The 14643-nt window shown below is 52.4% G+C and carries 13 protein-coding genes and 1 pseudogene; 9 read left to right on the top strand and 5 right to left on the bottom strand.

Annotated features, from left to right (window positions below; genetic code table 11):
- The first annotated feature begins 77 nt into the window (after nt 1-77).
- Complete coding sequence (locus ABE504_RS29850; RefSeq protein WP_430095985.1) at nt 78-875, top strand: DUF2935 domain-containing protein; 798 nt, start codon at nt 78-80, stop codon at nt 873-875.
- Nucleotides 876-931: 56 nt separating this feature from the next.
- Here ABE504_RS29850 and ABE504_RS29845 read toward each other — a convergent pair whose 3' ends face one another.
- From ABE504_RS29845 to ABE504_RS29835, 3 genes are all read right to left on the bottom strand, one after another.
- Nucleotides 932-1906: an aldo/keto reductase family protein gene (locus tag ABE504_RS29845; RefSeq protein WP_430095982.1), complete on the bottom strand. Its 975-nt coding sequence runs from the start codon at nt 1904-1906 to the stop codon at nt 932-934.
- A 150-nt stretch (nt 1907-2056) separates the two neighbouring features.
- A complete protein-coding gene (locus ABE504_RS29840; RefSeq protein ID WP_430095979.1) occupies nt 2057-2626 on the bottom strand; it encodes a dihydrofolate reductase family protein in 570 nt (189 codons plus the stop codon).
- 175 nt (nt 2627-2801) lie between these two features.
- Entirely contained in the window at nt 2802-4235 is a 1434-nt protein-coding gene (locus tag ABE504_RS29835; RefSeq protein WP_430095975.1) for a SpoVR family protein, read from the bottom strand.
- A gap of 239 nt (nt 4236-4474) precedes the next feature.
- Between ABE504_RS29835 and dgoD the strand changes: the two genes are divergently transcribed.
- Nucleotides 4475-5623 carry a galactonate dehydratase gene (dgoD, locus tag ABE504_RS29830; protein ID WP_430095972.1) on the top strand — a complete coding sequence of 383 codons (1149 nt, stop codon included), beginning with the start codon at nt 4475-4477 and terminating at the stop codon, nt 5621-5623.
- 35 nt (nt 5624-5658) lie between these two features.
- Nucleotides 5659-6642 (top strand): 2-hydroxyacid dehydrogenase, encoded by a 984-nt coding sequence (locus ABE504_RS29825; RefSeq protein ID WP_430095970.1) that lies wholly within the window; start codon nt 5659-5661, stop codon nt 6640-6642.
- A 93-nt stretch (nt 6643-6735) separates the two neighbouring features.
- Here the strand turns inward: ABE504_RS29825 and ABE504_RS29820 are convergent, their stop codons facing one another.
- Complete coding sequence (locus ABE504_RS29820) at nt 6736-7629, bottom strand: AraC family transcriptional regulator (RefSeq protein ID WP_430095967.1); 894 nt, start codon at nt 7627-7629, stop codon at nt 6736-6738.
- A gap of 78 nt (nt 7630-7707) precedes the next feature.
- The gene (gene yhbH / locus ABE504_RS29815) at nt 7708-8865 is read right to left on the bottom strand and encodes a sporulation protein YhbH (protein ID WP_430095965.1); all 1158 of its coding nucleotides are present in this window, start codon (nt 8863-8865) and stop codon (nt 7708-7710) included.
- A gap of 305 nt (nt 8866-9170) precedes the next feature.
- On the opposite strand from yhbH, the gene ABE504_RS29810 reads away from it, so the two are divergent.
- The 6 genes and pseudogenes from ABE504_RS29810 to ABE504_RS29785 all read left to right on the top strand — a co-directional run.
- Entirely contained in the window at nt 9171-10640 is a 1470-nt protein-coding gene (locus ABE504_RS29810; RefSeq protein ID WP_430095962.1) for a methyl-accepting chemotaxis protein, read from the top strand.
- Between the two features lie 94 nt (nt 10641-10734).
- Complete coding sequence (locus ABE504_RS29805; protein WP_430095960.1) at nt 10735-11394, top strand: copper amine oxidase N-terminal domain-containing protein; 660 nt, start codon at nt 10735-10737, stop codon at nt 11392-11394.
- A gap of 165 nt (nt 11395-11559) precedes the next feature.
- On the top strand, nt 11560-12393 hold the full coding sequence (locus ABE504_RS29800) for a hypothetical protein (protein WP_430095957.1): 834 nt from the start codon (nt 11560-11562) through the stop codon (nt 12391-12393).
- Nucleotides 12394-12540: 147 nt separating this feature from the next.
- On the top strand, nt 12541-12999 hold the full coding sequence (locus ABE504_RS29795; RefSeq protein WP_430095955.1) for a UPF0158 family protein: 459 nt from the start codon (nt 12541-12543) through the stop codon (nt 12997-12999).
- Between the two features lie 16 nt (nt 13000-13015).
- Nucleotides 13016-14032 carry a DUF7309 domain-containing protein gene (locus tag ABE504_RS29790; RefSeq protein ID WP_430095953.1) on the top strand — a complete coding sequence of 339 codons (1017 nt, stop codon included), beginning with the start codon at nt 13016-13018 and terminating at the stop codon, nt 14030-14032.
- A 337-nt stretch (nt 14033-14369) separates the two neighbouring features.
- Nucleotides 14370-14570: pseudogene (locus ABE504_RS29785) on the top strand (group II intron reverse transcriptase/maturase); the annotation flags it as partial.
- Nucleotides 14571-14643: the final 73 nt, after the last annotated feature.

The following is a 14643-nucleotide window of genomic DNA, read 5'->3' as shown; positions in this document are numbered from 1 at the left end:
CCCCCGTCTTACTCTACTGAACGGTGACGGTGCTACATATAGTTGGGAGGAGGATAGGAAAGGAGTGATGGTCAGCGATGACAGCGTCCGCCTGGTTCGAGCATCGATTTTGGCTGCAAATTTTGGGGGACCATGCCCGGTTTATTGAGAACGCACTGCCGCCGAAAGAAGTCGCGGACATTCAACTCGCGCAGCAATTTATCACGCAATTTGATCAGCTTCTGGCCCAGGCCAGGTCAACTGAGTCGAGCGGCGCGCTGGCTGCAATTAATCAGCAGGCGTATACGCTCACGGTCAGTTTGCGGACGTTCAAGCTAGGTCTGTTAGACCGCATGCTGGTTGGCAAAGTTCAAATCGGCCTTACCCCTACATTCATCAATCATATGGTCAATGAGCTGGAAGAATATGTGCGGGTATTGACAGCTTTGCTCGAAGGGAAACCGGTCCCGATCTATGAGGCGCTGCACCACGACTTGCTGTGGCTCCTGGATGCGGGCGGTCATGCGGCTGCAATCGCAATGGAGCTTGATGCGGTCGAGAAGCGTTTGCTCAAGAAGAGCAGGCAGTTTGAGCGGCACTTCAATGCTTTCTACTTGAAAGCGATTGAACTGACGGGATTTACAAGAACGATGAGGCGCGAATTCCCGGCGCTTGCGAGGTTCCATGACGATGTGAATGCAGAAATGCGGGTTTTTATGGCGTTTCTGAAGGAACTGGATGAGATCGACCTAAGCTCGGAGCTCTTGAGCCGGTTGAACCCGCTCGTGCCGGATCATATGTATCGGGAAGAATGCTACTATTTGTTAAAGCTTTCCCAAAGCGCGCAGGTGGAAGTGCCGAATTGCGATCCGACCAAGCCGAGAGTGGAAAAATAAAACGACGAAGCCTGCGAGATTCGCAGGCTTTGTTAACGTTAGGCATTCTTAGTCTTCTATCTCGTCGGCGAGAAGCTCGCCACTTGTTTCAAAATCTCTTCAATCTGCGCCAGTGTATCGGCGTTCAGTTCAACGTCAATCGCCTTGACGTTTTCTTCGATCTGCTCCGGCTTCGTTGCGCCGATCAGCGCCGTGCTGACACCCGGCTGACGCAGCACCCAGGCGAGGGCGAGCTGGGCGACGGAGATGCCAAGGTTCTGAGCCAGCTGGCTTAAATCTTCCACGGTCTTAAGCACAGCGTCGTTCAAGTAGCTCTTGATGACGCTGTTCACCCGGCTGTTCGCTGCGCGGCTGTCGGTCGGCAGCTCTTGACCCGGCTTGTATTTGCCGGTCAGAATGCCTTGTGCCAGAGGCGAGAAGACGACTTGACCGAGGCCTTTCTTTTCTGATATAGGCAATACCTCGCGCTCAATGTAGCGCTCAAACATGTTGTAGATCGGCTGATTTGAAATCAGCGGCCGGAAGCGCAGACGATCGGCGATCGCAGCCGCCTCAGTAATTTGCGCCCCTGTCCATTCGCTGACAGCGGGGTAGAGGATTTTGCCCTGCGTGACGAGATCGTCGAGTGCCCAGAGCGTTTCCTCCAGCGGCGTGTTCACATCGTAGCGGTGGCAGAAGTAGACGTCGATGTAGTCGACGCCGAGCCGTTTCAGGCTCGCGTTGCACTGCTCGACGATGTGCTTGCGGGACAGGCCGCGATCGTTCGGGCCGTCGCCCATCGGGAAGTACACCTTCGTGGACAGCACGTAGGAGGAGCGGTCGTAGCTGCGCAGCGCGGCGCCCATCGCTTTTTCGCCTTCGCCGCGGTTATACGCATTGGCGGTATCAAAGAAGTTGATGCCGCTTTCGAAGGCTTTGGCCACGCAGGCATCTGCAGCTTTTTGCTCGGCAGCGGTGCCGTAGGTCAGCCAGCTGCCTAACGAAATTTCACTTACTTTTAACCCGCTGCGCCCTAAATTTCTATACTTCATGGTTCATTCATCCTCTCATACCGGTGTTTGATGCCAGTATACGGGAGGAGGGGAAAACGGACAAGAACGCACTATTTATTCAGTTAGTTACGCTGAGTTAAGTTAGGGAGGTCGAGGTTCGCTTGCTACTCCAAAATAAGTCCTCTACATCTACTTCTCCAACGCATAACGGGTCGCGATAATGCCTGAATTGAACGTTCGGCTGGACAGCAGCTTTAGCCTGATTTTCTCGATCCCGCCGTCGAATACGGATTTCCCGCTGCCCAGGATGACCGGACAAATCGTCAGCAGGAATTCGTCGATCAGCCCGAGCTCGAGCAGCGTTTTTGCAGCTCCCGGGCTGCCGAAGATAACGAGATTTTGGCCAGACTGCTCCTTGAGCGCCTTGATTTCCTCTGCGATATTGTCCTTGATCAGTATCGTATTGTTCCATTCGGCCTTGTCCATCGTGCTGGAAATGACGATTTTCTGAACATCCTGCACCCATTTAGCATGCTCCAAATCGTGCTGCGATGCATTTGGATCATTCAACACCGTTGGCCAATAACCTTCCATTAACTGATACGTCGTACGTCCGTAAACGGGTGAGCCGACTTCGGCTACGACCTCTTCGGCGTATTTCTCAAATTCCTCATTGTATGGTATCCAACCCAGTCCCCCGTTCGAATCTGACGCATACCCATCCAGTGACACATGCATAAACAATACGAGTTTTCTCATGACCGCTTCTCCTCCAATTTCGAATTCATCTTGTGCGATTTTTGGACGTTGTCCTGTGTGTTGTCCTGCTGTTGTGTTCACTATAATCCATTACGTTACGTAAGGTTCAAGAGGGGATCTGAATTTTTTCATAAATAAAAAAGCATGATCCCCTGGACCATGCCCCTCCATCTCCCTATAAAAACCGCCGATGATGCTTCTTCCCATCAAACGTGAACAGCACCGGTTTATCCTCCACGATCGTGTGCATATGCACGGGCTTGCCCCAGAGTTTGTGAATGTAAGGGAGCGTCCGCTCCAAATATTTGAGATCCAGTTCAACGCCCTCGTACGCGTGCTTCAGGTACAATTCGCCGTTCCGCTGATAATCTCCATCCTCCACCAAAATGTAAGGGAACCCGCCGTTGACACGCGAGTAGAACAATTGGTCCCGCACGTTCTCCCACGTTTTATCCGTGATTTTCCATTCCGGCCCTTTCTTCTCAAACACGTATAAATCCAGCTCTTCGACCAGCGGTTTATTCAAATAGTTGCGGATGAACGAGGTATCCGACTCGTATTCGCGCACCTCAAACATTTTGCTGCGGCCCTGTCCCGGCTTGCGTCCGAACAGACGCTGTTCCTCTTCCGTCGGGTTATCCCAGCGCTTCTCGATGTCTTCAAAAATTTTGACTCCGAGGTAGTACGGGTTGAGCGTATGCCGTGACGGCACGACGACGGACGAGTTGAGCTTGGAATACTCGATCGTCTCCTCTTCGGTGAGATCGAGTTCCCGCAGGATGCGCTGATGCCAGTAGGAGGCCCAGCCTTCGTTCATAATTTTGGTTTCCATCTGCGGCCAAAAATAGAGCATCTCATCGCGCAGCATGGTCAAAATATCGCGCTGCCAATTCTCCAAGTACGGCGCGTGCTCTTCGATGAACAGGAGCAGGTCTTTCTCGGGCTGCGGCGGGAAGCGCTTGGTTTCGTCCCTATCCGGTCCGGCTTTCGGCTTGTTCCGGTTATCAAGCTCCCAGAGGTCCTCGTAACCGAAGGTGTTCTCTATCTTCTGATGGGGCGCGGCGGCCCGGTTCTGCTCCTGGCGCTTGCGCGCTTGACGGTAGGTCAGCGTCAGCACCGGGTCGATGTGCTCCTGAATCGCGAGCACGGCGTCGATAAATTGCTCAACCTCATCGATGCCATATTCCAGCTCGTATTGGCGAATGCGTTCGGCGGTGGCCGACATGCTTTCGACCATGTTGCGGTTCGTTTTGGCGAACCGGGCGTTGTTCTTAAAGAAGTCGCAGTGCGCAAGCACGTGAGCGACGATCAGTTTGTTTTGAATAAGGGAATTGCCATCGAGCAGGAACGCGTAACAAGGGTCGGAGTTGATGACGAGCTCATAAATTTTACTAAGGCCAAAATCGTACTGCGTCTTCATTCGGTGAAAATTTTTGCCGAAGCTCCAGTGGCTGTACCGCGTGGGCATGCCGTAGGCCCCGAACGTGTAAATGATTTCAGCCGGGCAAATTTCGTAGCGCATCGGATAGAAGTCGAGCCCAAAGCCTTTGGCTATTTCGGTAATTTCATCAATGGCTCGCTCTAATGCTTGGATCTCATCCTGGTGCAAGTCGGTTCCCTCCTTAGATTCCATGTATCGACCGAATACAGACCCCGGGTGGCTGTAGGATGAATAAATTCAGGTTCGTAACATTGTATGAGCCGGGGGAGGGGGATATGATTTGGATGTGCCGAACATCTAAATTTCGTACAACAAACTGCTAAAATATGTACAGGGATTAGGTCTTGTCGTATGGTACGCTTTTTGTGCATCCACATGAATCAGTCAACCCGAAGGGAGCAAGCTGTATGAAAATTACCGGATATGAGACGTATATTGTACCGCCGCGGTGGTTATTTGTGAAAATAGAAACGGATGAGGGTCTTGTTGGCTGGGGAGAGCCGGTCATTGAAGGCAAGGCGCATACCGTGCAGGCTGCCGCCCGGGAAATGATGGACGGCTTGATCGGCAAAAACCCGCTAAACATTGAGGACCACTGGCAACTGATGTACCGTTCCGGTTTTTACCGGGGAGGTCCGATCTTGATGAGCGCGATCGCCGGCATTGATCAGGCCTTGTGGGATATCAAAGGAAAGTACCACGGGGCGCCGATTCACCAGTTGATGGGCGGTGCGTGCCGCGATTCTATGCGGGTCTATTCCTGGATCGGAGGCGACCGTCCGGCGGATGTGGGCCAGGCGGCGCTTGAGAAAAAGCAGGCGGGCTTTACCGCGATTAAAATGAATGCGACTGAAGAATTACAATATATCGATTCCCATGCCAAAATTGAAAGCGTGCTGGAGCGGGTAGCCGCGATCCGGGAGGCAGTGGGGACGGATTTTGGCATCGGCGTCGATTTCCATGGCCGTGTACATAAACCGATGGCGAAGGTGCTCGCCAAGGAGTTGGAGCCGTTCAAGCTCATGTTCATTGAGGAGCCGGTGCTGCCTGAGAACAATGAAGCGCTGCGGGAAATCGCCAATCATACGAGCACGCCGATCGCGACGGGGGAGCGGATGTTTTCGCGGTGGGATTTTAAGCAGCTGTTGTCCGAGGGGTATGTCGACATCATTCAGCCGGATCTGTCCCATGCCGGAGGCATCACGGAATGCAAGAAAATCGCGGCGATGGCGGAGGCTTACGACGTGGCGTTTGCGCCGCACTGCCCGCTGGGCCCGATTGCACTTGCCGCTTGTCTGCAGGTTGACGCGACGGCGTACAACGCTTGCATTCAGGAGCAAAGCCTGGGGATACATTATAATCAGGGGAACGACTTACTGGATTACCTGGAAGATGCGGCGGTATTCAGTTATAAGGACGGCTACGTGCAAATTCCGCAAGGGCCGGGGCTTGGCATTACGGTCAACGAAGCCTATGTGAAGCAAATGGCGGAGCAAGGCCACCGCTGGCGCAATCCGGTATGGCGGCACAAGGACGGTTCGATTGCCGAGTGGTAGGCAGCGCGGCAGTAGAAGTGAGGGAGGACTAGCAGATGAGCAGACCGATTGTATTTATCCCTAGCCGGATTCCGAATGCCGAGGCGGTTATCCGCTACTTGAGCGATTATGCGGATGTCGATTACAGGGATGTGGAGGAGATGCTGGGGGACGAGCCGTTTTATCAAGGGTTGGAGCGGGCCGACGGTCTGATGGCCTACTCCCGCAACAAAATCCGCGCAACCCAACTGGAGCGGGCTCCCAAGCTCAAGGCGGTGTGCAACATCGCGGTCGGGTACGATAATCTGGACTTGGACGCGCTGACGGCTAGAGGCATAGCGGCGACGAACACGCCGGATGTGCTGTCGGAGACAACGGCGGATTTGGCTTTTGGACTGCTGATGTCCACGGCTCGGCGTATTCCCGAAGCGGATCACTATGTCAAAAGTGGGCAGTGGCACGGCTGGCTTCCCAGCCTGATGCTGGGGAAGGACATTTTTGGCGCGACGCTGGGCATTGTTGGGCTGGGCCGAATTGGGCAGGCGATTGCCCGGCGAGCCTCCGGCTTTCAAATGAAAGTGCTGTACAACAATCGCACGCGAATCTCGAATGAGAAACAGCAAGGGCTGGAGTACGCGGGTCTGGACGAGCTGCTGCAGCGCTCCGACTATGTGCTGCTGCAAGCTCCGCTGACGCCTGAGACGTCGGGCATGATCGGGGCGCGGGAACTCGGCCTGATGAAGAAGGATGCGATCCTGATCAACACGGCGCGAGGCGGTGTGGTGGATGAGAGGGCGCTGATTGAGGCGCTTCAGGAGAAGCGGATTGCCGGGGCCGGCCTCGACGTCTTCGAGCAAGAGCCGCTGCCGCAGGGGCATCCCTTCCTGAGCATGCCGCAGGTGGTGACGGTGCCCCATATCGGCAGCGCCACCGTGCAGACGCGGTCGGCCATGGCGATGAAGGCGGCAGCCAATATGGCGGCGGTGCTGCGCGGGGAACGGCCGGAGAATCTGCTGAATCCGGAAGTATGGCGGCGATAGACAGATAGGTGCCGCCGCAACCGAAACAAGCCAAAGAGCTCATGCGCGAAAAGCATGGGTTCTTTGGCTTGTTTGGCATCTTTTCAGACATGGTTACCCTCTTCCAACAGAACCATGTGCTTTGCGATAAGCCGCTGGCGTCATCGGCTCCTGCTTTTTAAACGTTTTGGTGAAATAGGTAGGGTGGTTGAACCCGCTTTGGTAGGCAATGTCGGCGATCGGCATTTCCGTCTCCCGAAGCAGCTTCTTGGCGTAATGAATGCGTTTGACGGCAATGAACCGGGTGATCGTAAGTCCGACATGCTTGTGAAACAGCGAGCTGAGATAAGAAGGATTCATATGCACCAGCTTGCTCAGTTCCTCCAGTGTGAGCTCGCTTTGAAAATGTCCGGAGATGAACTGCACCAGGTAGGAAATTTCCTGCGGGAGCTGCGCTGCAGGAGGCAGCGTCAGTTCTTGCTCCGCCAGCTGATGACGGCGGTAGGCGAGCAGGAGCAGCTCTTGGATCAGGCAGCGGATCACCGGCAAATAGCCAGGCTGCCTCTCGGTCCATTCCGCGTTAATATGGCTTAAAATACCGCTAATCCGGCTTCGTTGCCCCGGTTCAAAAGCTACGCGGCAGCAGTCCGCCGGCATGTGCGCTAACGGAAAAGGCTCTTGGGACGGCCAGCCCTCCAGCAGGAATTCTTCTTTCCACATGAGCACACTGCGGCAAATATTAAAATTCGCATCGGTTTGCAACACTTTGTGCAAGGTAAAAGGGCGGATGATCATAAGTGTGCCAGGCTCCAGTATATAGGTTTCATCCCCGACCAAATACAAGCCTTGACCGCTTTCGACATAATACATTTCAATCCCATTATGGCTTTGGAACCCGGGATAGGGGGCGACAGCGTCGAGTTTGTGATACAGCAGCACGGGAATTTCGCGAAACACGGCATCCACGGCCGAGCTTAAGTCTTCTGCTGTTCGAAAGGCAACCTGCAAGCCCTCCACACTCCCCTCTCACCGATTCATGTCCACATTATAGCATGAATCGGTGAGGGGGAGATAAAGGGTAGGCATTCATTGGGCTGGTACGCTCTCCTGCTTGGTAAAGAAGGTTTTGAGCGCTTTGTAGACTTCACCTTTTTCCCGAATGACATAATGCATGAACTTCGGATTGTTAATGTGGCGGAACGCCGACATCAGCGTTGAGCTGCGGTTATACTGGTTGACTTCGCCGTAGCCGAACATATTGCAGCGCTCCATGAGCTGGGTAATGAGCTTGACGCAGCGCTCGTTGTCCGAGGTCAGGTTGTCGCCATCCGAGAAATGGAACGGGTAGATATTGAACTGCGACGGCGGATAGCGCTTGTCGATAATATCGAGCGCCGTCTGGTACGCCGAGGAGCAGATGGTGCCGCCGCTTTCGCCTTTGGTGAAAAATTCCTCTTCCGTGACCTCTTTCGCCTCCGTATGGTGGGCGATGAACACAATCTCGACGTTCTCGTACTTGGTGCGCAGGAAGCGGGTCATCCAGAAGAAGAAGCTGCGGGCTATGTACTTTTCAAAAGAGCCCATGGACCCCGAGGTATCCATCATCGCAATGATCAGCGCATTGGAATGCGGCTTCTCGACTTCTTCCCACGTCTTGAACCGGAGATCGTCCGGGGAAATGTGATGAATGCCCGGCGCGGAAGTGCGGGAGTTGCGACGCATATTCTCTAGAATCGTCCGCTTCTTGTCGATGTTGGACATGATTCCTTTTTTACGAATATCGTTAAAAATGACTTCCGTCGTCGTCATATTTTTCTTCTCTTTTTTCTGCAGATTCGGAAGCTCGAGTTCGGAGAACAGCATAGCCTGCAGCTCTTCCATGCTCACTTCCGCTTCATAATAATCCTCACCGGCCTGATCGCCTGCACCTTCGCCTTTGCCGGGGCCTTGCGCCGGCTGCGGATCGGTGCCCAGCACATCTCCTACCTGCGATTCGCCGTCCCCCTGTCCAACATGCTTCCCTTTGTTAAAATTGTACCGAAACCGGTATTCATCCAGACTTTTGATCGGCACCTTCACAACTTGTTTGCCATTGGACATGATGATGCTCTCGTCCGTCACCAGATCGGGGAGGTTCTGTTTAATGGCTTCCTTTACTTTCTCCTGATGCCGGGTTTGATCCTGGTATCCTTTGCGATGCAGCGACCAATCCTCTTTGGAAACGATAAATAAGGGCTCTGTCATGGGGACACCTCCTTAACGTTTATGGTAAGCGGGACGCGATGCAGACATGAGGAAATAAGGCTTGTTACTAAATATATTCAAGAGACGACGGGATATGTGGTGATTTCGATGTTAATTTTATGTTATGTATATTGACATGAAATTTGGGTGTCGACTATAATGGTCTCACTACCACAACGATGTGATAGCTGCTGCCAATATTTATCCGTTTTTTATTGCTATAACGGCAAAGGAGCCGCATGGCATCCCGGTTTCTGAGGGGTGTTCTGTGGCCTTTTTTTATCCCATTTATGGAGGTCTGTCCTATGATTAAACTCATGCATGCAGGCGAGTATCATCACATTGAAAGCAGTCTGAGCCAATTGGCGGACGGAGACTTCCGAGTAAGCAAATACAGCGCGTCCGTCCATCCAAGGTCCGGTCTGCAACCGATTGTAAATCGAACGATCCGAAGTCTAAAATCGCTAGTGCGTGTGGTCGATCATTCTTCCAAAGCGCTCCATCGCAAGATGGAGGATACGAGTACGAGATCGGCGATGATTTCTGAACAAGTGGATGGCGTGACCAGCACCATTCGCGAAATGGCTGTCGGGATGCAGGATGCCTCCGAATACGTCTTCGACATTGCGGATGAAATGAAGCGAATTCACCATTTTTTGCAGGATGTAACAGGAAAAAACGGTGAAATTGTCCGTTCCTCGGAAATACTATCGAGTGATGTGATCAGGGGATCGAACGACATGCTGTCCGCAGTGGAGCACATGCGCTGCATTTCTGATGAAAGCATCCAAGTGCAAGAGCGAATGAGTCGTCTAAGCGAGGCAATTGCGAAAATTGCTGCCATGACAAGCGTGATTGAAGAAATCAGCGCTCAGACTCAACTGCTCGCGCTGAATGCAAATATTGAAGCGGCGCGTGCAGGCGAGCATGGCAAAGGATTCGCGGTTGTCGCACAGGAAATTACGAAATTGGCCGTTCAAACGAAACAGGGAACTTCAGGCATTCAAGATGTGATCCGTACAGTGGCGAACAGCGCCGAAGTGCTGAGTGTGTCGATACACAAGATCGATGCTGCCATTGGGACAGGGGTGCATACCTTGGAAACAGCTGTTGGCAACTATCAGAAAGTCGAGACGTTCCTCGGACAGATCGTTGGTGAGATGAAAGAAGTCGACGGAAGCCTGGCCGGCATTACGAGCAGCACCTTATCGATTGCGGATTCCGTCAACCAAACGTCGGCGATGATTCAACAAGTTGCGGCCGGCAGTGAGGAAGTATTGGCCTCGGCCGAAATTCAGCAGCAAAACTTGCTGGATATTAACGCTAACATTCAAGAGTCGGTGCTGCAAAGTTTATCTTTGCGGTCTTCGGTGTCCCAATTCAGGCTGCCGCCTCCGGAGGACAGTCACCCGCTGCAGCAGGAAGTGGATCAATGGATTGAAGCGGCGATGGCCATTCGAGCCGTCATGGTTTCCATGATCGAATCGCGTGAGATCGATAGAATTCAGGCATGGTATCGGCAAAAGATAGCGAATGAAGCGCAGTTGGCACGTTGTTTCGGGCAGCTGGAGGCTAAAGCAACTACGGAGAAGGATCGCCGATATTGCGAAATGCTTGGTGACGCTTGGGAGCAGTTCGGTGTCATTAAAGATCAGAACGCCAAATGGATGCTCGAAGGCGAATATGACAAAGCAAAGCAAGCTTTGGTGACAGAGGGAAGAATCCGTTTTAAGAAGGCCATGGATTTGGCAGCGGCGTGGATGGAAGGAGAGTGAAGAAGAGTTGGCATGCAACCTTACCTCGTGCTGGTTCGTCTAATTGTGTGAAGATTGTTCATTTCAATCAGTCATATTAAAAGAGGTGTATATGATGAAAAAGAAATCGGTGGTGTTATTAAGTACAGTCGTAGCGTTGGCCATGTTTAGTGGTGTTGCGTATTCAGCAAGCGGGCTCAAGCTCATCGTTAACGGCAATGTGATTACCCCTGAAGTGCCGCCTCAAATCATTGACGGCAGCACGATGGTACCGATCCGGGCGGTTTCTGAAGCGCTGGGGGCCGATGTGCAGTGGAACGAAGCTGAACAAACGGTTACTGTCAACCAATCCGATCGCGCATCGATGCAGCGGCAAATTGATTTACTGCAAACCGCTTTGGCTGCGGAATCCGCTGATCAAGCGGTGAAAACTTGGGCCAAAGAGGTGAAGAACCGCAACGGTGCAGCCCAATACGCTTTGCTTTCCCCGGAACTGCGGAGCGAAACGGTGAAGACGTATGAGGATCTCAATTGGGTGACGGGCGTGTCCAGCCCGTGGATAGACAGCTATCAAGTATCCGATGGCGTTCAAGCGGACAATGGCAGCGTTAGTTATGATGTCGGCTTTCAATTGAAAACCTCGACGGGCAGCGCCGGAGAGGGAACGGTAAAGGTGACCGTCGGCATGAAGGACGGCAAGTGGATGGTTACCGGACTTACGTATAAAGACGGTTCAGACGAGCTGAACGGGTTGGTCGTCGTGCCTGGCGCTTAGGATCATATGCCCAGTTAGGAGTTGTGTCACGGAGAATTCGTGGCCAGCTCCTTTCTTTGTGATCAAGATTTTATTTTCATTGAGGATGATAATTATTCTCATATGTGATAAGATAAGATTATGGCATGAGATCGGTTGGTTAGCACAGCGCAAGGGGGAAATGAAATGAGAGCTGAGATTGTGGAGCTATTAGCTCGTCAGTTTGGCGTTACGTCGGAGCCGCATGAAGCACCGTTGCATGAAATCGAGGGCAGACAGCTAGTGCGTCTTGACGGAATGAAGGAAGCGATAGCTGCCTATGCACCGCTTATGAAGGCTTTGGAGCCGGCAGCAGCAGCGGCGTATCTGAACGGCAGATTAGGCAATTTGAATACAGCCGTTCACTATATGTTGGCGCATGATGCGCTGATTGATTTGTCGCCGGAACGATGGACGCTGCAAATTTATCAGCATGAACGGGGCTACGTGGAGTTCCGCTATGTCCTAAGCGAGATCGTCGAGTTGGAAGGACCTCTCTCCGGGCAGCGCAGCTTATGGCGGGAACAGCAGCTGCATCACTGGTATGGGAACGTCATGAGGCCGATCGTTGAAGTGATAGCCGCGGCCGCAGACATGGACATTACGCAGCTGTGGAGACTGTTTCCGATGAAATTTCCTTATTTTCACGAAGCGCTGCAGAAGATGCCCAATCACGAAAGCGTCGCGCAGAAGTTTGGGGAAGATTATAAGTTTGCGTTGCATGAGCTGGGCGGCGAGCCGTTCGGACGTGCGCGCAATCCGCTCGATGTGACGTTCCGCACCGTCGATTATCCCGCCGCGCCGGGGCAGCCGGATGAGCAGATACGCATGAAGACTGCCTGCTGCATGTATCATCGGACGGAGGGCGGCTACTACTGCTACACCTGCCCGCGGCTGAAGCCGGAGGAGCGTGCGAAACGCAAGGAAGAGATGCGTGCCAAGCTGGAGGAGCAGGCGTTGAACACGGCGGCGGCCCAGTAAGGGAAGCGGCAGAGAGGAACCCGACAGGTCGAGGAGACTTGTCGGGTTTTTGCATGTAACAAACGGGAATTGATTTCGGATGGTTTCTGCGAGTGCATAACATTTTGGTATAATTAAGAAAATGAAGCTGAATAGGGGAGGAAGAGCATGGAGAGCGAATTAACGTTAACCCAGCAACAGTTCACTGAATTGGTCGATACCTATGATATGTATATAGAAGTGTTCCAAAATTATTTGAATGTGGAGACTGGCGAGATTGTCACACTTCGTTCTGATGAAAAAGATCCGGAATTTGAAGAGCTGGAGGAGCAGGTTGAAGAAGGGTTTGGTGACATTTATTTTCGAATTCCCGAAAGAGAATCGCGTGATGGTTTCGATGATATGGTTGATTTTGCCGAGACGATATCGAATGCAAGATTGCAAGAGGAACTGTACAGAGCCTTGAATGGAGGAAAAAGAGTATTTCGTCGATTTAAAGATACGCTTTCAGACGACCGGCAAGAGCTCGAAAGGTATTACGCGTTTGTACATGAGCGCAATCGTACGCGCATGATCGAGTGGTTGGCAGATATCGGTTTTACACTTAAACTTATCGACGAAACTTAGGAATGGAGGGAATCTCATGAGCAGAACGGACACGGCTTTGAAAACGTGGGAAGACCTGTACGAGGCGGCCGCCGCATTTAAAAAAGCGGAGTGTTGGAAATATTTTTCGAACAGTCATTTATTTGGTGTCGAGAACCCGCGGACCGGGGAGGTCGGCTATTGCTGCATCTTGGGAAATGGAGGCGAGATGTACGGTCTGGCCGTGTATTTGGGACCGGAAGGGTTGGGAACCATCATCGGCATGCTGACCGGCGAGAAGGAAGAAGATCCGATGTTTTCGCAGCATTGCCTGATGCTTTCCTTCGAAAATCGCGCAGAGCTGTACCCTGCGGAGCTGCGGCAGATTAAGGAGCTTGGGCTCAAGTTCCGCGGAGCTCATGCTTGGCCAACGTTCCGGTTATATGAACCGGGCTATGTGCCGTGGCCGATTTGGCGGGAAGAGGATGCGTTATTCCTCACTATCGCTTTGCGGCAGGCCGCTGAAGTGGTGGAGGCGCATAGGCACGATCCCGATGGCATTCTCCAAGGCAAATTGGGGACGTTTCTCACGCGAACTTCCAATCGCGATGTGGAGCATCCGATCTGGTCTGAGGCCTGGCTGGAGCCGGAGCTGCCGAAAGAGGATTCGGATGAGGAGCCGCGTCCGCTTGATGAGATTAGACTCACGAATGCTAAAAAATCGTTAAAAGGCATCGTCGGCGAATGGGAAATTGACTGTTTCTTCGCGCCTATGCCAATTGAGGAAGGGGACAGGCCTTTTTATCCGAAAATGTGCTTGATTGTGGATCAACAGACCGGTCAAATTATCCAGTACGGACTATCGGAGAAATCAGGTGCGTCTGCTATGTTGGTGGAGAAGTTTTTGGAAATTGTCGAAAAGTTCAATGTCGTTCCGAAGGCGGTTTTGGTTTGCAGGGATGAAGTTGCGCACGATCTTGAGCCGCTGCTGAACAAATTGGACGTCCAAGCGTATTGGACGGAAGTTCTCCCAGCCGTAGAAGAAGCTAAAGAGGGCATGCTGCAGCATTTCTAAATAGGGAGCAGCGTTGGGGAAGAGATGTAGCGGTTGCCATAGGGCTTATTTGGCTTCCAATACGCCATTTCACATCGTAACGGTTGCCGCCGCGCTTATTTGCTAAAAATCTAGCGAAATCTGGCCGATTTGGCTCAAATAGCCGCTGTTGCAACCGTTAACTCTGGAAAAGTGGCGTAAGGCGCCAAATAGGCGCCAGGGCAACCGTTAGCGATGAGGTGCTTGATCCCACCAAGCTCCGAAGCAGGTGAAGAGGGTTTTCGCGCAGAGACGTGCCGTCTCTGCTAGCGGAAACCCTTTTTCAACATGGCGCGCCTAGCTAAACTAGACACAATTTATTTTGCATGAGAAGTTGATGAAGCTTGTGAAGCAAAGAATAAGCGAAAGAAGGATACTCAAACTCATACGGAAATAGCTGAAAGCAGGAGTCGTTAAAGATGAACAGTTTTACGAAACTGACCTCGGAAGCCCTCAAGGGGGCGTGATTAGTCCATTACTTGCAATCATCTACCTGAACTATTTCGACACGGTATGGGAACACAATTTATAATCCTGGAAATTGCGTTACTACTTGGGTACTCGTCGAAGAGGAGGAAGAGGAAGACGACAGG

This window comes from Paenibacillus oryzisoli, from assembly GCF_050467285.1.
GTDB classification, from domain to species: Bacteria; Bacillota; Bacilli; order Paenibacillales; family NBRC-103111; genus Paenibacillus_E; species Paenibacillus_E oryzisoli_A.
Note: the sequence above shows the minus strand (reverse complement) of the source record. Positions and strands in the feature narration are given on the sequence as shown.

Excerpts from the sequence above, each read along its gene's own strand:
- ABE504_RS29850 (WP_430095985.1), top strand. The coding sequence starts at position 78 with ATGACAGCGTCCGCCTGGTTCGAGCATCGATTTTGGCTGCAAATTTTG.
- ABE504_RS29845 (WP_430095982.1), bottom strand. The coding sequence starts at position 1,906 with ATGAAGTATAGAAATTTAGGGCGCAGCGGGTTAAAAGTAAGTGAAATT.
- ABE504_RS29840 (WP_430095979.1), bottom strand. The coding sequence starts at position 2,626 with ATGAGAAAACTCGTATTGTTTATGCATGTGTCACTGGATGGGTATGCG.
- dgoD (WP_430095972.1), top strand. The coding sequence starts at position 4,475 with ATGAAAATTACCGGATATGAGACGTATATTGTACCGCCGCGGTGGTTA.
- ABE504_RS29825 (WP_430095970.1), top strand. The coding sequence starts at position 5,659 with ATGAGCAGACCGATTGTATTTATCCCTAGCCGGATTCCGAATGCCGAG.
- yhbH (WP_430095965.1), bottom strand. The coding sequence starts at position 8,865 with ATGACAGAGCCCTTATTTATCGTTTCCAAAGAGGATTGGTCGCTGCAT.
- ABE504_RS29810 (WP_430095962.1), top strand. The coding sequence starts at position 9,171 with ATGATTAAACTCATGCATGCAGGCGAGTATCATCACATTGAAAGCAGT.
- ABE504_RS29805 (WP_430095960.1), top strand. The coding sequence starts at position 10,735 with ATGAAAAAGAAATCGGTGGTGTTATTAAGTACAGTCGTAGCGTTGGCC.
- ABE504_RS29800 (WP_430095957.1), top strand. The coding sequence starts at position 11,560 with ATGAGAGCTGAGATTGTGGAGCTATTAGCTCGTCAGTTTGGCGTTACG.
- ABE504_RS29795 (WP_430095955.1), top strand. The coding sequence starts at position 12,541 with ATGGAGAGCGAATTAACGTTAACCCAGCAACAGTTCACTGAATTGGTC.
- ABE504_RS29790 (WP_430095953.1), top strand. The coding sequence starts at position 13,016 with ATGAGCAGAACGGACACGGCTTTGAAAACGTGGGAAGACCTGTACGAG.